20 protein-coding genes are annotated in these 20,354 nt (G+C 51.2%); 4 read left to right on the plus strand and 16 right to left on the minus strand.

Annotated features, from left to right (window positions below):
- Positions 1 to 29: 29 nt before the first annotated feature.
- From EOE65_RS15445 to EOE65_RS15455, 3 genes are all read right to left on the minus strand, one after another.
- Positions 30 to 998 carry a TAXI family TRAP transporter solute-binding subunit gene (locus EOE65_RS15445; RefSeq protein WP_127695363.1) on the minus strand — a complete coding sequence of 323 codons (969 nt, stop codon included), beginning with the start codon at positions 996 to 998 and terminating at the stop codon, positions 30 to 32.
- Positions 999 to 1,153: 155 nt separating this feature from the next.
- Positions 1,154 to 1,984 (minus strand): beta-keto acid cleavage family enzyme, encoded by an 831-nt coding sequence (locus tag EOE65_RS15450; protein WP_127695365.1) that lies wholly within the window; start codon positions 1,982 to 1,984, stop codon positions 1,154 to 1,156.
- Entirely contained in the window at positions 1,966 to 3,327 is a 1,362-nt protein-coding gene (locus EOE65_RS15455) for an aspartate aminotransferase family protein (protein WP_127695367.1), read from the minus strand. The genes EOE65_RS15450 and EOE65_RS15455 overlap by 19 nt, the downstream gene beginning before the upstream one ends.
- Positions 3,328 to 3,458: 131 nt before the next feature.
- On the opposite strand from EOE65_RS15455, the gene EOE65_RS15460 reads away from it, so the two are divergent.
- On the plus strand, positions 3,459 to 4,355 hold the full coding sequence (locus EOE65_RS15460) for a LysR substrate-binding domain-containing protein (RefSeq protein ID WP_127695369.1): 897 nt from the start codon (positions 3,459 to 3,461) through the stop codon (positions 4,353 to 4,355).
- On the opposite strand, the gene EOE65_RS15465 is transcribed toward EOE65_RS15460, so the two are convergent.
- Genes EOE65_RS15465 through EOE65_RS15485 form a run of 5 tightly spaced genes read right to left on the minus strand, consistent with a single transcriptional unit; the run spans position 4,352 to position 8,590 of the window.
- On the minus strand, positions 4,352 to 4,801 hold the full coding sequence (locus tag EOE65_RS15465; RefSeq protein WP_127695371.1) for a hypothetical protein: 450 nt from the start codon (positions 4,799 to 4,801) through the stop codon (positions 4,352 to 4,354). The two genes, EOE65_RS15460 and EOE65_RS15465, sit on opposite strands and share 4 nt — an antisense overlap.
- Positions 4,802 to 4,810: 9 nt before the next feature.
- Positions 4,811 to 5,584 (minus strand): heme ABC transporter ATP-binding protein, encoded by a 774-nt coding sequence (locus tag EOE65_RS15470; RefSeq protein ID WP_127695373.1) that lies wholly within the window; start codon positions 5,582 to 5,584, stop codon positions 4,811 to 4,813.
- Positions 5,581 to 6,645, minus strand: a complete 1,065-nt coding sequence (locus tag EOE65_RS15475) for a FecCD family ABC transporter permease (RefSeq protein WP_127695375.1) — start codon at positions 6,643 to 6,645, stop codon at positions 5,581 to 5,583. The genes EOE65_RS15470 and EOE65_RS15475 overlap by 4 nt, the downstream gene beginning before the upstream one ends.
- Positions 6,645 to 7,508: a heme/hemin ABC transporter substrate-binding protein gene (locus tag EOE65_RS15480; protein ID WP_127695377.1), complete on the minus strand. Its 864-nt coding sequence runs from the start codon at positions 7,506 to 7,508 to the stop codon at positions 6,645 to 6,647. The genes EOE65_RS15475 and EOE65_RS15480 overlap by 1 nt, the downstream gene beginning before the upstream one ends.
- Complete coding sequence (locus EOE65_RS15485; RefSeq protein ID WP_127695379.1) at positions 7,505 to 8,590, minus strand: hemin-degrading factor; 1,086 nt, start codon at positions 8,588 to 8,590, stop codon at positions 7,505 to 7,507. The genes EOE65_RS15480 and EOE65_RS15485 overlap by 4 nt, the downstream gene beginning before the upstream one ends.
- 81 nt (positions 8,591 to 8,671) lie before the next feature.
- On the opposite strand from EOE65_RS15485, the gene EOE65_RS15490 reads away from it, so the two are divergent.
- The 3 genes from EOE65_RS15490 to EOE65_RS15500 all read left to right on the plus strand — a co-directional run bounded on the left by EOE65_RS15490 (position 8,672) and on the right by EOE65_RS15500 (position 13,483).
- Positions 8,672 to 9,640, plus strand: a complete 969-nt coding sequence (locus EOE65_RS15490) for a ChaN family lipoprotein (protein WP_164847127.1) — start codon at positions 8,672 to 8,674, stop codon at positions 9,638 to 9,640.
- A 76-nt stretch (positions 9,641 to 9,716) separates the two neighbouring features.
- Positions 9,717 to 11,855 (plus strand): TonB-dependent hemoglobin/transferrin/lactoferrin family receptor, encoded by a 2,139-nt coding sequence (locus tag EOE65_RS15495; RefSeq protein ID WP_127695383.1) that lies wholly within the window; start codon positions 9,717 to 9,719, stop codon positions 11,853 to 11,855.
- 254 nt (positions 11,856 to 12,109) lie between these two features.
- A complete protein-coding gene (locus tag EOE65_RS15500) occupies positions 12,110 to 13,483 on the plus strand; it encodes a GGDEF domain-containing protein (RefSeq protein ID WP_127695385.1) in 1,374 nt (457 codons plus the stop codon).
- A 17-nt stretch (positions 13,484 to 13,500) separates the two neighbouring features.
- Here EOE65_RS15500 and EOE65_RS15505 read toward each other — a convergent pair whose 3' ends face one another.
- The 8 genes from EOE65_RS15505 to EOE65_RS15540 form a co-directional block, all read right to left on the minus strand.
- The gene (locus EOE65_RS15505; RefSeq protein ID WP_127695387.1) at positions 13,501 to 14,286 is read right to left on the minus strand and encodes an amidohydrolase; all 786 of its coding nucleotides are present in this window, start codon (positions 14,284 to 14,286) and stop codon (positions 13,501 to 13,503) included.
- Positions 14,287 to 14,298: 12 nt separating this feature from the next.
- On the minus strand, positions 14,299 to 15,447 hold the full coding sequence (locus EOE65_RS15510; protein ID WP_127695389.1) for a pyridoxal phosphate-dependent aminotransferase: 1,149 nt from the start codon (positions 15,445 to 15,447) through the stop codon (positions 14,299 to 14,301).
- A 66-nt stretch (positions 15,448 to 15,513) separates the two neighbouring features.
- Positions 15,514 to 16,071 carry a DUF3299 domain-containing protein gene (locus EOE65_RS15515; RefSeq protein ID WP_240657016.1) on the minus strand — a complete coding sequence of 186 codons (558 nt, stop codon included), beginning with the start codon at positions 16,069 to 16,071 and terminating at the stop codon, positions 15,514 to 15,516.
- 23 nt (positions 16,072 to 16,094) lie between these two features.
- Positions 16,095 to 17,345, minus strand: coding sequence for an ABC transporter permease (locus tag EOE65_RS15520; protein ID WP_127695393.1), 1,251 nt, complete (start codon positions 17,343 to 17,345; stop codon positions 16,095 to 16,097).
- On the minus strand, positions 17,335 to 18,051 hold the full coding sequence (locus tag EOE65_RS15525) for an ABC transporter ATP-binding protein (RefSeq protein WP_127695395.1): 717 nt from the start codon (positions 18,049 to 18,051) through the stop codon (positions 17,335 to 17,337). Before EOE65_RS15525 ends, EOE65_RS15520 begins: the two co-directional genes overlap by 11 nt.
- Positions 18,052 to 18,059: 8 nt before the next feature.
- Entirely contained in the window at positions 18,060 to 18,686 is a 627-nt protein-coding gene (locus EOE65_RS15530; RefSeq protein ID WP_127695397.1) for a DUF2796 domain-containing protein, read from the minus strand.
- A gap of 78 nt (positions 18,687 to 18,764) precedes the next feature.
- Positions 18,765 to 19,520, minus strand: coding sequence for a substrate-binding periplasmic protein (locus tag EOE65_RS15535; RefSeq protein WP_164847129.1), 756 nt, complete (start codon positions 19,518 to 19,520; stop codon positions 18,765 to 18,767).
- 4 nt (positions 19,521 to 19,524) lie between these two features.
- A complete protein-coding gene (locus EOE65_RS15540) occupies positions 19,525 to 20,253 on the minus strand; it encodes a HAMP domain-containing protein (protein WP_127695401.1) in 729 nt (242 codons plus the stop codon).
- Between the last annotated feature and the right edge of the window lie 101 nt (positions 20,254 to 20,354).

The raw sequence follows: 20,354 nt of genomic DNA on the forward strand, positions 1-20,354 counted from the left end.
AGGTCTAAAACCTAAGCGACGACTGATACTTACAGAAGACCTGCTTCTTTGTAGTACTTCTCAGCACCAGGGTGCAATGGTGCAGACAAACCGTCTTTTACCATCTCTTCTTTCTTCAGGTTAGCAAAGGCTGGGTGAAGCTTCTTGAACGTATCGAAGTTCTCGAAGACCGCCTTAACAACGTTGTATACCAACTTGTCATCAACATTTGCAGACGTTACAAACGTAGCACCCACACCAAATGTTTGTGTGTCAGCGTCAGTGCCACGGTACATACCTGCTGGGATCGTCGCTGTACGGTAGAAATCGTTGTCAGCCACAAGCTTCTCAACATCTGGGCCCGCAACCGTTACCAGTACGCTATCGCAAGATGTCGTCGCTTCTTTGATAGAGCCACTTGGGTGACCTACTGTGTAAACCATTGCGTCGATCTTGTTATCGCACAACGCTTTAGACTGTTCAGCCGCTTTCAACTCAGATGCGAGTTTGAAATCGTCTGTTGTCCAGCCTTTCGCATCCATCAGCACTTCCATCGTGCCACGCTGACCAGAGCCAGGGTTACCGATGTTAACGCGCTTACCTTTTAGGTCATCAAATGTTTTGATGCCAGCGTCAGCACGTGCAACCACAGTGAACGGCTCAGGGTGTACAGAGAATACCGCGCGCAGGTCTTTAAATGCGCCAGCGTCTTTGAACTTGCTTGTGCCGTTGTATGCATGGAATTGCCAGTCAGACTGAGCTACGCCCATGTCCAGCTCGCCTGCACGAATCGTATTGATGTTGTATACAGAACCACCAGTACTCTCTACAGAACAGCGGATGCCATGTTCCTTACGGCTTTTATTAACCAAACGGCAGATTGCACCACCAGTTGGGTAGTAAACGCCTGTTACACCACCTGTACCGATCGTGATGAAATCCTGTGCCTGAGCACTTGGCGCCATCGCGAACATCGCAGATAGACCAGCACCCATCAGGGCCGTTTTAATAGTTTTCATCTCACTCTCCTCACTTAACTAACGCTTATTTAGCTATTGTTATATTGGTTGATATTTTTTAGTAACGATTACAAGTATGAGAATCGCCTTATACCTTCACCAACTGATATAAGACTAATATGTTTTAGACTTTAGTTCACGCCCCTACCGCATATTTATGACAGAAATAGTGGCATCGCACGTAATTCTTGTGCAGTCAGTACCTTACGCCCCTGCTGAACGATTTTGTCAGCCAGTTCAGACACCTGTTCACTGTTGTTGTTTGCCAACGATCCATCAGGACGTAACAGGTTATTTTCGAACCCAACACGCACATCTCCCCCCGCTTGAGTGGCCGCTAACAAACACGCCTGCTCCTGCTGACCAAATGCGCAAACAGCCCACCGTACATCACCTAAGCGGTCAGTCAGTGCTAAAAACGGCTCAAGGTCACTGAGTTCAGACTGCTGTTTGTTGTGATACCGGCCTAAAACAAACAAGAGGTGGTGCTTATTTTTTGGTAATACACCACGCTCGACCAAGTCCACGTAACGCAGCAGATCATCCGCCGAGTAAACGATAAACTGCGATATCACGCCAGCGCTCGCTGCCCAACGGAAAAAGCCTTCGGCTGTTTCCTCATCGCGCTCAGTCGGGATCAGCTCCTTAATCGCGAAGGAGGCTGCTTCTGGCTGCAATGCTCGTACTAACGCCATCTGCTGCGGTGGCTGGTAGATTCCTACGGCTTCTGTTGTCAGTTGGATGACGACATCTTTTTGTGGTACACGTTTACACACCGCCTCAAGTACCGCTTCATTATCAGCCACCTCGAGCGAGTGGCCGCCCTCAGCATCGCGTGCATGGAGGTGCACCATAGCCGCGCCCGCCTCAACACACGCCTCAACCTCTAATGCAATCTCATCAGGGGTCACTGGCAGGGCTGGGTGGTCTTGTTTGCCTCGTCGAGCACCGTTGGGTGCCACAATGACTAAGCTGTCTTGGCGCATGCTAAAAACTCCTTATAAACCTCTTCAGATACATGATTGATACTCGCAACCAGCTTATCAACTAGCTCGTCACGCTCAGATCGGCTCAAAATAAAGGGCGGTGCTAGCAACACATGGTGACCCGCCTGCCCATCGATCGTACCAGCCATTGGGTAACACATCAGGCCATTCTCCATAGCTGAACGCTTGAGCCTTGCATGAAACTGCGTTTTAACAGGTAGTGGGGCTTTTGTGGCTCGATCCGCAACAAACTCAATGCCTTGGAAAAAACCGCGGCCGCGCACATCACCTACAAAGGGATGATCAACTAAGCGCTCTTTGAGGCTCGCCTGAAGCAGCTCGCCCTCCGTACCAACTCGCGCAACGAGCTGCTCATTTTCAAAGGCGTTTAGTACAGCCAGCGACCCAGCCATCGCGGTTGCATGCGCCATATAGGTATGGCCATGCTGAAAAAAGCCAGTCCCACTCGAGACCGCTTGGTAGATCTCTTCCGTTGTTAGCATCGCGCCGATAGGCTGATAGCCCGCACCTAGCCCTTTAGCAATCGTCACAATATCAGCGGTGATTCCGTCATACTCGTGGGCGAATAAGGTCCCTGTACGGCCCATCCCACACATCACTTCGTCAAGAATTAACAACACGCCATACTTATCGCAGATTTCGCGAATACGTTTGAAGTAACCGTCGACAGCAGGCAGGACCCCGGCCGTGGCACCCACCACAGGCTCAGCGATAAAGGCGATAACCGTATCCGGCCCCTCGTCCAGCAGTTGCTGCTCAAGCTCATTGGCAACACGCTGTCCATATTCGAAGCTCGTTTCATCTTCACGCTGATCACGGTACGCGTAACAAGGTGCGATATGCGCCACGTCAATCAGCAGCGGTGCAAACTGAGCACGGCGCCATTCATTGCCGCCCACTGCCAGCGCACCTAGCGTATTACCATGATAGCTTTGGCGACGGGCGATAAAGCGCTGACGCTGGGGCTCTCCCTTCTCGACAAAGTACTGGCGCGCCAGTTTAAGCGCCGCTTCTACTGCCTCTGAACCGCCCGATACAAAATAGGCATAGTTGAGATCACCCGGTGCCAACGACGTGAGCTTTTCGCCCAACGCTTCTGCCGTCTCTGTTGTAAAGAAGCCGCTGTGAGCGTAAGCCAAAGCATCTATCTGTTGGTGCAACGCTTCGCGCACACCTGCGTGGCTATGGCCAAGACAAGACACAGCAGCGCCGCCACTTGCATCGAGATAACGTTTACCAGATTGATCAATAAGATAGACTCCGTCGCCTTTCACTGCCGCTGGCAGCTTTTGATTACATTGGCGATGAAAAACATGGCTCATGGTGCGCTTTAACCCCTTTTTTGACAATGCAGCCATTAAAAAGCGGTTTAATCCACGCAACAATCGATATATTCTCCACCATTATGAGAAAACGGAATACCTACCCAAACGACTAGTGCGAGAGCCCTGTAATGCACAGCCATTTTCCTCCCCTAAATGCGGTTAAAACCTTTGAGGTCGCAGCGAGAAAGCTGAGTTTTTCCAAGGCTGCGGATGAGCTATGCGTAACCCAAGGCGCTGTTAGCAAGCAGATCCAAACGCTCGAAAAACACCTTGAAGTATCGCTTTTTAAACGCACTGCCACAGGCCTTGAGCTGACTGAAGAGGGCCGCCAATACCTACCTGCCATTGCTGAAGCGATGCACTTGATTCAAGGCGCGACCTCACTGCTGCAGCAACAGCGGCATCAACGCACACTCAACATCAGTTTAAGCCCATCTTTTAGCAATCTTTGGTTGATTCCTCGCCTAGCGATGCTGCAATCCGCACATCCGGATATCCATTTAGCGATCGCATCGAGCGACGAGACCGTGCGCTTCACGGAAGGCACGATAGACGCAGCGATTCGCTGTTTACCGCTCTCTCCCAACTATGAAAACAGCACATTACTGGTTGCTGAGCAGTTACTGCCGATTATTCACCCCTCACGCCTTGCCGCTCAGCCAATCGAGCAACCGGAAGACCTACTGCACCACCCTCTATTGCTGCATATTACACGGCCCCAAATCTGGACAGCCTTCCTCAATAACGTATTGGGCAATGAGCATCGTGGCCAAGCTCCACACTACAGCACCGGCTTTGAGCATTTTTATATGTCTTATGAGGCGATTCGGCAGGGCCAAGGTATCGGCTTACTACCCCACTTTATGGTCGAGCGGGAACTCGCAGAGGGAGAGCTCGTGAACCCTCTGGGGATACGCTACACAAGCGGCTACGGTTTTTATCTCCAAATACCCGCTTTCAACGCGCAAAGTAGCCGAATTTATCAGTTCAAACAGTGGCTGGAAGAACAGCTCAGGGCTGCTTAATGGACACGCCGCTCAGGGTAGCGGCGCTGGTGAAGCTCAATATTGAGATACTGCGCAACCAACTGGCGCTGACGCGGCTCATCGGAGAGGATTTTGCTAATCTCGCCGTCGGGCTCAACGGCAGCTAATTGTGAGCCCGCCAGCTGCGTATTGGCACTCATCAATACGCGGTCGGCTTCCTCCTCACGACCAGAGTGATGTAGTACATTAGAGAGGAGAACAGCCGATACAAACGCGATACGCTGGCTAAACAGGTCACCACGGCTCTGCTGACAAATCATCGGTGTTAGATCGTAAGCACTGCCGACCAGCGGCAATACACGATCCCAACCCCGTGCAAGATAATGTGGCTCTGCCGCCATCATCCATCGCAGCCAGCAGCCGATCAAAGCATGCTTGGGCATACGCTGTAGTTGCGAATGATGCTGAGGGCAGAGAAAAGTCATTATCACCTCCTAACGCGCAACCACTAGCGGCCACGACTGGCTTGGGTGCGGCACGACGTCCACCGCAATGCCAAACAACGATTCAAGAATGTCAGGATCCAGCGCTTGTTCAACACTGCCCTGTGTTTTAACACGTCCTTGTTCTAGTAGTACCAACCGATCGGCATACTGCGCCGCGAGGTTGAGATCATGCAAAATAGCCATAACGCCAACCCCCTCTTGCGCTAACGATTGCGCCAGCGCCAGCACATGATGCTGATGAGCAAGATCTAATGCGGAGGTAGGTTCATCAAGCAGCAGATAACGCGGTTGCTCTGCAGCATCCCAAATCTGCGCGAGTACCCGCGCCAATTGAACACGCTGCTTTTCCCCGCCCGATAGCGACGGAAACGATGAGCTAATGTGGTGAGACATATCTACCCGCTCCAGCGCAGCTTTCGCAATTTCGCGATCACGCACTCGGCCGGTTGCGTGAGGCATTCGCCCCATCAATACGACTTCAAATACAGAGAAGGGAAACATCAACGTTGTATGCTGGGGCAATACGCCCACCATGCGAGCGATATCATGGGTGCCCCAGTTCTCATAGCGCTGACCATTTAACGAAAGATCACCCGCGAAATGGCGATACTCACCAGCAAGCACCCGTAGCAGCGTAGATTTTCCCGCGCCGTTGGGGCCAAGAACAGCAACGACCTCCCCTGGATTTACGGCAAAGCTCACCTCATCTAATAGTCGCTTTGAGCCGATATCGAAACAGAGGTGCTCAACTATTAAGCTCATATCCCGCCTCCTTGTCGCGCACGCATTACGATCAATGCGATAAAGAACGGACCGCCAATAATTGACGTAATCAGACCGATAGGTAGCTCAGCGGGTGCGATCAATGTCCTGGCAATCATGTCAGCGATTAACAAGAACAGTGCGCCTGCCAACGCGGAAGCGGGCAGCAAATAGCGGTGATCAGGCCCTAATGCCAACCGAATGATATGCGGGACCACCAAACCGACAAACCCAATCATGCCAGACACAGCAACGCTGGCACCTACAGCCACCGCACTGAGGAGGATAATATTACGACGAACACGGCGTACATCGATGCCTAAGTGGCGAGCTTCTGATTCACCCAACAGTAAAGCGTTCAGCCCTAGGGCATAACGCGGGATCATCACGATCACAATGGCAATAACAGAACCGGCAGCCAGCACCACATCCCATGTCGCGCCACCCAAGCTACCCATCTGCCAGAACGTTAATGTACGCAGCTGCACATCATCCGCCATATAGGTCATGATGCCGATCCCTGCGCCCGTGACGATATTGATAGCGATACCGGCGAGCAACATGGTGGTAATCGAGACGCCGAGCCGTGAAGTCGCGATGTTCGCCACCACTAAGGTTGCCGCAAAGCCCCCTAAGAAGGCGGTAAACATGAGCGCATACTGGCCCAGCACCTCGGTCACCACAGCGAGAGCGGAGCCACCAAACACGATCATACTGACCGCTGCCAGCGCAGCGCCACCCGAGATACCGATCAGCCCGGGATCCGCCAGTGGGTTGCGAAATACACCTTGAATCGCAGCGCCAGACACGGCTAGCGCCGCACCAACCAGCACTGCTAACAGCGAACGGGGCAAACGGATCGCATTGATAATCGTAGCTAGGTGCCGCTCAACCTCTCCGGCATCAAGCCCCAGCCCGCTGAGTAGAATCCGATAGGCATCACTCATCGAGATATCCATCGGCCCAACGCTGACTGAGGTCAATATGGCGAGCAGCAGTGCTATCAGTAAGCCTAATAGGGACCACTTAACTCGCCATTCGTGTTGCTCTAAGCTGTCCATCACTGCGCCGCTACTACCGCTGGGTAAAGAGCTTCGTGCAACTGTTTCATCGCCTGACCTATACGTGGTCCAAAGCCTAGCAGCAGCATACCGTCCATCGTAACCAAACGCTGATTATCTGCAGCCGGAACACGATCCAGCCCAGGGATCGCGAAAAGCTCCGCAGCTGGCATTGAGTGCTCATTACGCTTCATCATCAAGACAACGTCAGGTGCCATGGCCACCAATGCTTCTGTCGTCACCGGCTTGTAGCCCTCTATCCCTTGAACGGCATTTTCGGCACCCGCAAGTTTGATGATTGCATCGGCATGGGTATTAGCGCCGCCAACGACCAAGTTTCTGCCTCCGCTCGCGTTAAGGATAAACAGCACCTTCACCGGCTTACTCAACCGCAACTGGCTGGCTTGAACGGTTTCAATATCCGCTTGAATAGACTGCCATAGCGCCTCACCCGCATCAGGTTGTTCTAGGAGTGCTGCAACGCGCTTTACTTTCTCACCCACGGCATCCACCGACGCTTTTGCTGTTACCGATGCCACGGTGACGCCTGCCGACTCGATCTGCCCTAAGATACCTTCAGGGCCCGCATCCTCAGAAGCGATCACAAGATCAGGTGCCAAAGAAAGTGTTCCCTCCGCTGAGAGAGCACGTTTGTAGCCAACCTGAGGCAGCTGCGTTGCCGCAGCGGGATAGACCGATGTGGTATCAACACCAACAAGTTTGTCCTCTTGCCCTAATGCATACACGATCTCGGTTAAGGCACCGTCCACAACCACGATACGCTCAGGTGCAGCCGATGCGATAACCGGTACGGCTAGCAGAGCAGCACTTAGCCAACGCACACTGTGTGATAAGAGCTTCATGCCGCAACCTCTTCACCAAGCAGAGATTCAACGAGTGCGCGCCATGCACGATTCTCAGGTTGCCCCTCTTCTCGTACACCAAAGAACTGAGCAATGGTTTCACCTTTCGCATCGTAGAGCTCCAACGAGGTCACCATGCCATCCACTGTTGGCTTGCGAATCAGCCATGCTGAGGCAACCTGATCTTCCAAAAGGTGCAGGTTAAACTCAGGATCTAGCACGTTAAGCCATGGCCCAACACGTTTAACAGTTTCGATCACGCCACTGTGGATCTGGATATTGCCGCTATTTCCCACAAAGCACATGATCGGCAGGCGCTGCTGTGCAGCTTCCTCTAGCAGATACCCCACAGAATTGTTCGCAACAGGGCACGCGTAGGGCTCTCCCACCAACCGGAACGCTTGCTCGCGTGTGACTTTATGGCGGCGCAACAAGCCAAAGAATTGGTGAACATCTGTCATCTTTTTCCATTCATTCACCAGCGCATGGGTATCAACATCACTATCAGATGCCATCTCAGTGTTGGCCTCTGGCGTGCTAAAGCTCATCTGCGCATCTTGGTCAGCCGCGCCAAATTGCTCAACCAAACGCTGATAGGCCGCAAAGTTACTGTTAGGCTGAAGGTAGATCTTCTGAATGGCGTTACCGGCTTGGTCAAAGAACTGCAAACTAAAGCGGTGCGAATCACCTAGTGCTTCGCAAACAGCGTAACCAACGGTCCAGCGGGACAAGATGATACGCAGATCGATTTTTCGGTCGGGGGAGATAACCAGACCCATTGGTCCGTTAATGCGGATGTTGTCGTAAATACCTTTACGTTCATGCACCGCCGATTCATTGCGCGTCAATGACATGATGTAGCCCAACTCAGGCAGCGCATAGATCAGATCTGAAAACTTGCGGTTCAAACGGATCGACTGGACGCCACACTGCTGATCGATCAGTTGTGCTTCCGGTACATCCAGACGCTCAGCCTGCTGACGACGGCGCAAACTGGGTTCAGCCTCGATGAGTGCCGCGAATCGCTCTGACAGTGAGGAGGAAGCAGTGACACGATTAAACATCTGCGCGAGATCGCCCATAATAGACTCCAATATTTAGAATAGAAATATATATTAATGATAACTATAATCATTTACATTAACAATACCAAGAGTATTAAAATGATTCCTAAAGCCCATTTCACCCCTATTCGCGAGCGGGTTTTGCTACCCTTGTTCACTTCTCTACTTATGCTTTTTAGTGGCCAAAGCACCGCAGCGAACTATCCCCATGCATGGTTGTCACCACTACTGCAAGAGCATCCTCTAAGCGGCATGATTGTTAACCTGCAAACCAGCGAGCCAGTCGATTCTGCGCAGCTCATTGAGCAACTGAATGCGCAAACGCACGTGTTAATTGGTGAAAACCATGACAACCCCGATCACCACATGATCGAGAGTTTTCTCATCAAAACACTGAGTGAGCACCAACCACGGCGAGCCGTATTCGAGATGCTATCCGAAGAGAACATAGACGCGGCACGCACCCTCTTGCCCGAAGACTCCGCTGAGGCGATCTACGAAAAACTAAACTGGAAAGAGAACCGTTGGCCTTGGGAAGACTACCGTGGGGCGATCACACAAGCGGTCCGCTATGGCAAAGGCGTTGTGCCCGGCAACATCAGTCGCAAAACAATCCGCTTGATCTACAAATCGCCGAGTGCTCTTGATCGACCAGACCTTGCAACCGTTGAGCAGATCCCGGAAAGCGCTACCCAGATCATCGCGGAGCAGATCATCAGCAGCCACTGCGGCATGATCAAAGACGCACAACTGAGCAGTATGAACAACATCCAGCTCGCAAAGGATGCGCGCATGGCACACGTGATGGCCGGTGATCGCTCGTCACCAAGCTTACTCATCGCAGGCAGTTTCCATACCCGTAAGGATGTTGGTGTTCCCCTGCACCTTACAGCGCTCAGCCAGCAGAGCGTATCGCTCGCGCTTGTTGAGGTTGCTGAGGATAAGCGCCAAATTGCAGACTATTTAGATCACACACAGGCCGACTTTGCTTGGTTTACTCCCCGCCAACCCCGAGAGGATCATTGCGAGAAAATGCGCGAGATGATGAACAAAAAACCAACCAAATAAAACTAAATGATATTGATTCGCATTATATTTATTCATTATAGTAGTTAGCACCTATTCAACTTACTAAGTGCTAACCATGAAAAAACGACTTCTCTGCTGCTGTATAAGCAGTGTTGTGGCAACGGCTGCTAACGCAGCCGAGCCGACCTCTCAGGACGTTCGCTACCTCGACCGCGTTGTTATTAGTGCATCGCAAACCGAAGAAACACTGGGCGATACTCACGGGTCTGTTAGCGTCATTTCCGAAGAGGATATCCAACGTAACCTCACCAATGACGTTAAAGGCCTGTTCAAATATACGCCTTCAGTGTCGGTCAGCGGCGGCGCGCAAGGTGACGGACTCATCAATATCCGTGGCATCACTGGCAACCGCGTGCTGATCTCGGTCGACGGTGTTCGCCAAGCGAAAAACCTATCGTGGGGCTCACTTAACTCAAGCCGTAACACAGTCGATGTAAACACACTAAAGCAGGTTGATGTCATCCCTGGCCCCTCTTCGTCTATCTATGGCAGCGATGCGATGGGTGGAACCGTTTACTTCACAACCAAAAACCCGAGCGATCTCTTAACCGACCCACAAGATAACTTTGCCGGGAGCATTCGCTCGCAATATGACGACTCGAAAGAGGGCTTCAGCAATACGCTTAGCTTAGCTGGGCGCAATGAAACGGTAGAAGGTCTGTTCATCGCGACACGCGAAGATGCACAAGAGGTTCGTGTTCATGGTGATCTAGGTGGCACCGGCCCTACTCGAGAAAAAAGCGACCCGAAAGATGAAGAAGCGAACAGCCTCTTTGGTAAGGTGCTCTTCTCGCTCCCGAATGATCAAACGCTGACATTCACCGCTGAGCAGGTCAAAACGGACGAAGACACGACTCAGTTGAGCTCTAGCAACGCAGATGCCTTCTACAACGAAGATAAAAAACGTACCAGACTGTCAGGCCAATATGAACTGTTCGCAGATCACGCCCTGTTTGATAGCGTCACAGTCGATCTTGATTGGCAAACCACCGAAACAGACCAATATCAAGGTTATTTCAATGCGCGTTTCGGCGGTGACTACCGCTATACCGGCGAGTATGACGAAACCACGCGCAACGCTGAGATCAAGTTCAAGAAGCAACTGGTCACTGATGCGATTGAGCACGACCTGATCTATGCACTCGACTACGAACAAACAACCTTCGAGCAGTACCGCAGCAGTTCGCTAAGCGGAGCAAATCGTTCCATGCCGCGCAGTGAGAGCGATGCAGTTGCCGCATATATCCAAGATCAGATGACTTTTGGCGATAGCGGCCTCAAGGTCACAACAGGTCTGCGTTATGATCGCTACAAAATCGATCCACAACCTGATCAAGCATACCTCGATAGCAACCCATTGGATCCATCACCTGAGAACAATGAAGATAGCCAACTGAGCTTCCGCTTGGGTGCCACCTATGACATCAATGACACCACGACACTGTTTGGTCAGTTTGGTCAGGGTTTCAAAGCGCCAGATATGGACCAGATGTTTGCAAACTACGGGCGCAGCGGTGCTTATAAATTTATCGCCAACCCGAACCTAGCACCGGAATCCAGCGATAGCTTTGAGGCAGGCGTACGCTTTAATACTGCACCAGCAAACTTAGAGTTCCTCGTCTTCTATAACGACTATGACAATTTTATCGATGAGGTAACGCTGCCTTTCGATCCCCAGTACCCTTACGGTGTTTACCAACAGCAAAACCTCGCAGGTGTGGTCATCAAAGGTGCTGAGTTTAAAGGCGCACTCTATCTTGAGGAGCTGGCACAAAACTTACGTGGTTTCGAGCTGCACACCGCCATTGCTTACGCCGAAGGCACCCAAAAAGTCGATGGGGTTGAAAAGCCGCTTGATTCGGTTGCTCCGCTCTCTGGTGTGATCGGGCTGCGTTACGATGCGCCCAATAAACGCTGGGGTAGCGAACTACAGCTAACCGCAGCCAAAGGCAAATCGCGCAGCGATATTTCGAGCGATAATCCGTTCGTACCGGCAGGTTTCGGTGTCGTTGACCTAACTGCATACTATCAAGTCAACGATGACTTGCGCCTTGATGCAGGCATTTTTAACCTCACTAACAAGGACTACCACACGTGGGACGAAGCGCGTGGCAAAACAGCAGACCTTGACGGTCTAGCACGCTTTTCAGAGCCCGAGCGCCATTTCCGCATTGGTGTGAATTGGCGTTTCTGATCCACTCCAAAACGAAAGCGGGCAAAAGCTCGCTTTTTTTGTTTATATTAGCCAACAAATTTCATCAAACTCTCTATAATGTAGCCGCTAAAAAGAGACAGCGCCCGTATTGCAGGTTCCAGCAATAGGCACGAGATGATTAAGCTTAAATACGGTCTGAAGGAGTAGACTGCGCACCTTTAACAAGCTCAGACGTTGATTGATTGCTAAATGTACTGCGTGTTTTTACAACCTTTTAGGCACATCGCCATCTTATGAAGTTGATACGACCTTGGGTCATATTGTTGATCGTAATCACTCTGATTACTGTGATTGGCGTGATCTGGTTCAAAGCTGAACGGGCGTCTGGCGACCAGCAGGCCTACCGCACCTATCAATACTTGAGCCACCTGCGCACGCTCGATACGCAGCTTGAGCGCGCTATCCTAAGAGGCGCACTCGATGGTTTCGTCAACTATGAAGATATTCACAACATTCAAACTCGCTTTGCTAAGGCGCTTTTAAGCCAGCCCGATTTACCTTCCCCTATTCCAAGCATTCTGCAGCCGTTATCAGCCTTGCTGAACCAAAAGCAGGAGATGACCGAAATACTGCGCCAGCTAAGCCACAAAAAGCAGGATGTCGTTGCTGATGCAACACGCCGCAGTATGCTGCTGCGAGAGCAACTGAGCGAGCATGTTGTGGATGGCACGCTATCTGCCGAAGCGGCTAACAGCTTGCACTACTACATTAGCTATATGGTCGGAATCGAGTTTGAGAAACCCAACAGCGAATCGTTGCTGCCGGTGCCCAACGACTTCTCCGAACTGCCCGAATCGTCACGTATCAACTGGGTAAACTTGCAGCATCGGCTGAGCCACTTTACGCAACTACGCCAAGAGTACAACAACACGATCCACGAACTCATTGCGTTAGACATCTCGGCGCCTTTGCAAAGCGCGAATCAAATATTGCTGCAACTTGCAATGGATCAAGAGACGCGGTTTCGCCAGTACTTGCGCTTTATCGTGCTATACATCGCCGCGACAGTTGTCATCACAGGTATTCTGATAGCGACGATTCGCCACTATCGCAACAAACAAACCGAGCAGCGTAGACACGCAACAACAGACCATTTAACCGGTCTTGGTAACCGTCGTCGCTTAGAAGATGAACTACCCGGTATTCTCGAGCGCGCGAAACACAGCGGCAGTCAAGTTGCGGTTATCTTCGTGGATATTGATAACTTCAAGTCACTTAACGATATTTTTGGGCACGCTGAAGGTGATAAATATCTGCAGAAAGTGGCAGACACCATGAAAGCCGCTGTGCGAAAAGGCGATATCATTACGCGCTTTGGTGGTGACGAGTTCATTATTCTGCTCGAAGGCGCCTCGCGTGACATCGCCGCCAAAGTGGCAGAGTTGGTCGTGTCCAACTGTTACGGCCAGTTTAAGCGCGAAGACGGCAGTGTCATTGAGGTCGGCGCAAGTATCGGTATCAGCTTATTCCCAGAGGATGGGCAAACGCTATCCGAAATACTGCTCCAAGCTGATAAGGCGATGTACCGCGCCAAGCACAGCGGCAAAGGCCGTATTAAGTTCCATAAAGATTTGGATGAGTATTTAGGGCGCACTAAACGCCCTTAGATATTTGAGCCACTTGCCTAGGGCAGGCCAAGATCAAAATCATCCGCATCTTGCCAAACAGGAAACTTGTCGCGGAACTGTTGCAACGCCGCCCGATCGAGCGCAACCGTTTCAACAAACGCTTGATCCACTGGATGATCACAGACCAGCTCGCCTTTAAAATCAACAGCGATGGAGTCACCCGTGTAGTGTAAACCTGCCGCATCACTACCGATACGGTTCACTCCCACTACGTAGGCATAGTTCTCGATCGCACGCGCTTGTAGCAGGGTACGCCATGGGTTACGCCGAGCACCAGGCCAGTTCGCGACGTTGATCATCAAGTCATAATCATTGCGGTTGCGCAAAAAGACCGGAAAGCGCAAGTCGTAGCAGATGGAAGGCAAGATGCGCCAGCCTCGGTACTCGATGAGCGACCGGCTAGTGCCCGCATTGAAGTGTTCATGCTCGTTCCCCATCCGGAACAAGTGCCGCTTGTCATAGTAAGCAACCTCCCCTTCTGAGGTGACAAAAAGGAAGCGATTCACATAAGCGCCATCTTCTTTAATCGCAACCGATCCACATATGGCAGCGCCAAGCTCATGCGCCTGCTGCTTGAGCCAAGGCAATGTTTCGCCTTCCATAGGCTCAGCCATTGTCTCAGGACTCATCATAAAGCCTGTGGTAAACATCTCGGGCAGCACAATAAGGTCAGTCGCCCCCTGCAGAGGCTCCATCACGTTACTCAGCATCTGTCGATTTGTTTCCGGCGCTTGCCAAGCGAGTTCTGTTTGTACGATGGAAACACGCAAGATATCAGTCATAAGTAGCTCCCTCTATAAATTAACTAAACGCTCAGCAGCCGCTTTTAAGGTCGCTTCGCCTTTGGCGAAGCAAAAACGCACAATACGTGTATCAGGCGGTGTTTGGTAGAACACCGAAATCGGTATAGCCACAACCCCCGCATGTTCGATTAACCACTGACAAAACTCGATATCCGGTACATCTTTAATGGCACGATAATCAACTAGTTGGAAATAGGTACCTTGCGTTGGTAGCAGTTCAAAACGGCTAGATGCCATCAAACGACAAAAAAGATCACGTTTTTGTTGATAAAAAGCGGGGAGCTCAAAGCCATAATTTGGCGCATCAGCCATATAGTCCGCGATAGCCAACTGCATGGGTGTAGATATGGCGAATGTCAGATATTGATGGACTTTTCTAAGCTCTGCAGAGAGCGCTGCAGGCGCAAGGCAATAGCCTACTTTCCACCCGGTAATGTGATATGTCTTACCAAAAGAAGACACCACAAAGCTGCGCTCCCGCAAGGCTTCATGCCCAGCCACACTCTGATGTTGCTCACCATCAAAGACGATATGCTCGTACACCTCATCACTGAGAACCAAAATATCTGTGTCGGCAAGCATATCCGCCAGTGTATCTAGGTCGTGCTGGGTGAGCGTTGTACCAGTTGGGTTGTGCGGCGAGTTAAGAATAATCAGCCGTGTCTTGGCGGTTATAGCATCGCGTACGGCTTGCCAGTCGACCTTAAAGTGTGGCGCAGAGAGCTGCAGGCGAACGGTTGTCCCGCCATTAATCTCTACCGCAGGCTCGTAACTATCGTAGGCCGGATCAAACATAATCACTTCATCACCGGTACGAACAACCGCAGAGATCGCTGCAAATAGCGCTTCTGTCGCGCCGGAGGTGATCGTAATCTCACGCTCTGCGCAGTAGTGACCACCGTAAAAGCGGCTGACTTTCTCTGCAATGGCCTCGCGCAATGCTGGCACACCTGCCATTGGCGCATATTGGTTCGCACCTGACGAGATGTGATGCCCCACAGCGTCGAGAAGTGCTGTCGGCCCATCAAAGTCAGGGAAACCTTGGGAAAGATCAAGCGCATTATGTTGTGCCGCTAATTGCGACATTTGCGTGAAAATAGTGGTACCGACTTTCGGTAACTTCGTCTCTGGGTAGTTCATTACAGCGTGTGCTTCCCGGTGAAAAAAAACAGTCTCCAGTATACCGAAAAGCACTGCTAAAACGATCTAGTACTCGTATGGCTCGATACGAAATGCTTCCATGCCATAGCCAGACGACGCCAACTCATGACTGAAGGTTTCGGTTTTCAACTTACCAGTCACCCACACGGCATCATAAATGCTCTCTAGCGTAACGCCTGGCTCATACTCAACATAGATAATTTGATTGGATGGCGGTGGTGGCGTGTGAATACAAGCACCAAAGTAAGGCACTAAAAAGAACTTATAGATAACGCGCCCTTCTCCCTCAATAGGCACAACAAAGCCAGGAACTTTCGCCATTTTGCCGTCCATTTCAGGGACTATCGGCGCAGACTGCAGCGCGACCTGTAGCTGATCCATCAGCTCAGCCGCGCGTGGGTCAAGATCATCTAGCGCACTAAACTCTTCGACATCGATAATGCCCTCAAGCGTAAAGTCAGCAGGCATCAGGTGATCCCACTCAAGCACTTCAACCACTTCACCATTAACGGTTGCCGGTGCCTCATCTGCAGCTACACTAATGCGTGCAGTAACCAGCAAAAATACAGCAAATAGGCAAAACAACGCCCTTGGATATCCCACAAAGACTCTCCTAATCATGATAACTAGCGAGAGGATAACCCATCTGCGGCAGAAAGTCGGTACGCTTGTAATCCCGGCCAGATACCGGTCAAACCACCCGCAGCCACGATCATAAGAAGCAGCGTTAAGTACTCCCAAGAGGGATAATAGCTTTCAAGATATAGCCCCATATCCTCAAGCACAGGCGATAGAAGATAGAGCCCTAGTACGGCAGCCAATAGGCCTAGCAACGCACCTACTAAAGAGACCAGTGCCGATTCAAGCACCAGCATAAACACGATGTGCCAAGGTCTTGCGCCCACAGCGCGAAAGATCGCCAGCTCACGGCGCCGCGCACTAAGGCTGGTCAGCAAGACCGCTAACATACCGATCAAACCGGCGACTACAACGCAGGCTGAGACGATCAGTAGTGCACTCTCGACATTACGTAGCAGCTCCCAAAGCTGCTGTAAGGCAGCACCGGGCAAAATAGCTTGTAACGGTTCTTTGCGATAGCTATTAATCTGGCGCTGAAGGTGGAATGTACCAAGCTTCGATTTCACCCCAACCAACACGGCAGTCACATCTTTAGGCGTCAGAGAGAGCTTGCGCACCTCTTCTGCCGATTGCTGCATCCCTGCGATGGGTACGCCCGCCTCCCAGCCGACATGAATAGCTGTGATCGCCTCATTACTGACAAACAAGGAGCGATCTACCGGAGTCCCTGTACCTGCCAAGATACCCACGATACGAAACGGCTTATCCTTGTGATCAGAGAAGCTCTTCTTGCCCATACCATGGGACAAAACTATCTGCTCGCCCAACTGATAACCGAGTACCTTAGCCACCTCTGCGCCGAGCACGACATCATAGAGATCTTTGTAAGGGGCACCTTGGCTAAAGCCCAATGCGGTATCGCGACCAATACGGATATGCTCAAAAAAGGACGGCGCAGCACCCACCACACGATAACCACGATGGGAGTCACCCAAAGAGATCGGCTCAGCCCACTCGACATAACGATTAGCTGCGATCTTCTGGTAACTATCCCAGCTGATATTTCGGGTAGCCTGCCCAATGTGAAACACTGAGTACAGCAATAGCTGTAACTCGCCACCGCGTGCTCCAACAATAAGGTCAGTACCGGCGATCGAACGGTCAAAGCTGGCGCGAACCTCTTCCCGTACTTTTTCAACACCGATGAGCAGAGCAACACTGAGGGCAATGGTTAGGACGATAAAAGCCAACGTGCCACGGCGGCTCCAGCTACTGGCAATCGCCTCTTTAATCAACATAAACACCACCCATCGTTTTCGAAGCCTGATTGATATCAGCTAACTGAATAACTCGATCAAACTGGGGGGCCAGTCGCTCATCATGACTCACTAAAATCAAGGTCGCATCCGCAGCTTTCACCTCAGCTTGGAGCAATGCAACGAAACGCTGTGCCGAGGCAGTATCGAGTGCGGAGGTTGGCTCATCTGCAATGATCAACTCCGGAGCACCAATCAGCGCTCGAGCAATGGCCACGCGCTGCTGCTGACCTACCGAGAGCTGGCTAACCGGTCGCTTCTCATCGACAAGTTCCGCAAGGCCTAATGAGCTAAGCAGCGATGTACACGCGCTTTGAACCGAGCCAAAGCGCGCTATTGCGCGCTGCCGCCGCTGCTTCGAAACGCGGCAGGCCAGCTGCACATTAGCTTCAATCGAGAGATAGGGAAGCAGGTTAAGTGATTGAAAAATGAAACCGATATGATCAGCACGGAAGCGATCTCTTGCCACCGAGTTTAACCGGTTTAACCTCGTATCCCCTATTCTGATCTCCCCCCGCTGCGGGACTAGCATTCCCGTCATCAAGTTGAGCAAGGTGCTTTTTCCGCTGCCAGATGGTCCTTGTAAAAAAACCATCTCGCCCGCTGCAATACTGCATGAAGGGATATCAATAACCGGCGACTGCTGAGCCCATGCAAAGCTCAGCGCCTCGATGGAGATCGCTGCCATATCGTTCTCTATTTCAGGGAGATACTCGCTGTTGCGCTGTTGACTTCTCCGCCCTTCTGACCGCTGATACCAATAGCTTGATAACGAACGGTTTCTAGGGCTGGATAGTGGTTAAACAGACCCACCTGCAGGCTATTGAGTTCCTTCGGTTTTTGGCATTCGAACGTATACTCAACCATAAAGTCGCTGTGACCACCATGATCTTGGTGTTTATCGTGGTCGTGGTCGTGGTCGTCAGAAGCTGCCATATTTTCATCATGGCCGTGCTTATCTTCATGGCCGTGCTTCTCATGCGTGTCATGGTCATCAGACATCGCCACTAAGGCCTGCTCAACATTAGCATGCTTAAGAATACACAGGGCAGCGTCGGGCAACAGAATGTTTTGGTAGCCATCACGCAACTGCTGAACCGCCGCAATCACTTGCTTGTGTTGGGCTTCATTTTTGACTTCATGTTCAAAACCCACAATCGTATCAGCTGGCGACTTAAACATGATATCGAGGCGCTTGCCCTCAAACGCAGCATTTAACTCAGCAATGCCATGCTCATGAGCATCGCTCGCAGAAGCTGCGCTAGCAGCAAAACCAACCAGTAAACAAGACCCTAAAACACATAACTGTTTCATCGTTTTCATTCCAGCACGTTAAGATTTTCAATTCGTTATAACATAACATATCGAAAATAAAAGATGGAGCCATCCATCTTTGCTGTACTAACGGTATTTTGCGGTAATCTGGTCGATAGAGCCGTCTCGATACATCTCTTTAAGGCTACTATTCAGAAGATCAATCAGCGACGAGGGGGTATCTGGGTGAAATGCGATACCCATAACCGTACGCTTGAAAGTCAGCACCTCTTTGAGTGCCCCAACGCCCTCTTTTTTGGCAAGATAAGGCCCTAACAGATGTCCTGTGGCCCATAAGTCGATGCGCCCGCGCGCAAGCTTACGGGCGTTTAGTTCATCGCGACGCACCAAATCTAGTTCAAACCCTTGATCGGCTAAGAACAGTGCAGTCGCATCACCGCGGTAGGCTCCAATACGATACTGCTTTGCCTCTTCGAGCGAGCTAATCTTAATGTCGCTATCAGACATGGCAAGAAACACCCACTTGTTCTCTGTTAATGGGCTCACCCACTTAAACAAAGATTCACGCTCTTCGGTGCGTGTGGTGGAGTAAACTCCCGTATTCACCTCAGTTTGCGCTTGGTTATAAGCACGATTCCACGGCAGCAGCGACAGTTCGTTTTGAATCTGGTTGCGCTCCATTAGCGCACGCACGATATCGGTTGAGATCCCGGTAATCTGGCCGTTACGTGCCAACATATTAAAAGGAGGGTAGTTCTCCGTCACCAGCGCAATGGGTGGGTAGCTCGCAGCAGCGTCGTCCTGCGCAGCACCGGCTGCCTCCTGAGCCACTGTCGATAGACTGCTGAGCAATAGCAGTGCAATACAAAGTAGACGACGCATCACGTTATTGCTCCCGCGCTTTGTTCGCTTGGCGAATCTTCTTGAACGCAACGGAGAGACTACGCTGCATACGCGATAGCGAATCAGCCAGTAGGCCGATCTCATCATTGCTGGAGATATCGATGACTGTATTTAAACGCCCTGAGCTGATCTCACTCGCCTGCTCCGCCAAGCGACGAATCGGCGTGATCAAAAATTTACCGAGCAACAGCACCAAGATCACAAAAATAACGAGGTTCAGTGCCACAACACGCACCACTTCCAATATCACTTGGAACTGAATGTCCTCTTTGACAAAACGGTCGCTGATATAGACCGAGACCGAACCAATCGCTTTGTCCTCGTAGAACACTGGCGCATCGGAGATAGCGAACGCACCGGTCTGAATGGTGCCGGACGAGCCAATTATCTCCCAATTGTAATCGCGCTCCTTAGCGCCCATTACATCTTTCCCATCGCTATCGTGCACCACAATCGCTAACACACTGGGCTCAAGCATTTCAGCTTCAATCGAAGCATCAATACGCTCTTTATCCAAATTCCACACAGGGATGGTCAGGTGACGCGCAATCCGTTGGGCCGTTACATTTGCACGGTCTTCCAGTTGAGCTTCCTCCTTGGCGACCACCTCCAGCGCATCATAGACGCCGACTGCGGCGAGAATCGCTGTCGTACAGACCAAAGTGATCATAATAACTTTGCTACGAATCGATCCTGTGTATTGCCTGCTCATTAACTACTCCATTGACTGGTTTGGAACCTGACCGATAATACTTTCGTATAACCCTATACACAACAGGTATAAACGCTTTAATTCACGCGCCAAAGCAATCA

Origin of the sequence: Neptunomonas marina (genome assembly GCF_004005935.1) — a bacterium.
Classification (GTDB): domain Bacteria; phylum Pseudomonadota; class Gammaproteobacteria; order Pseudomonadales; family Balneatricaceae; genus Neptunomonas; species Neptunomonas marina.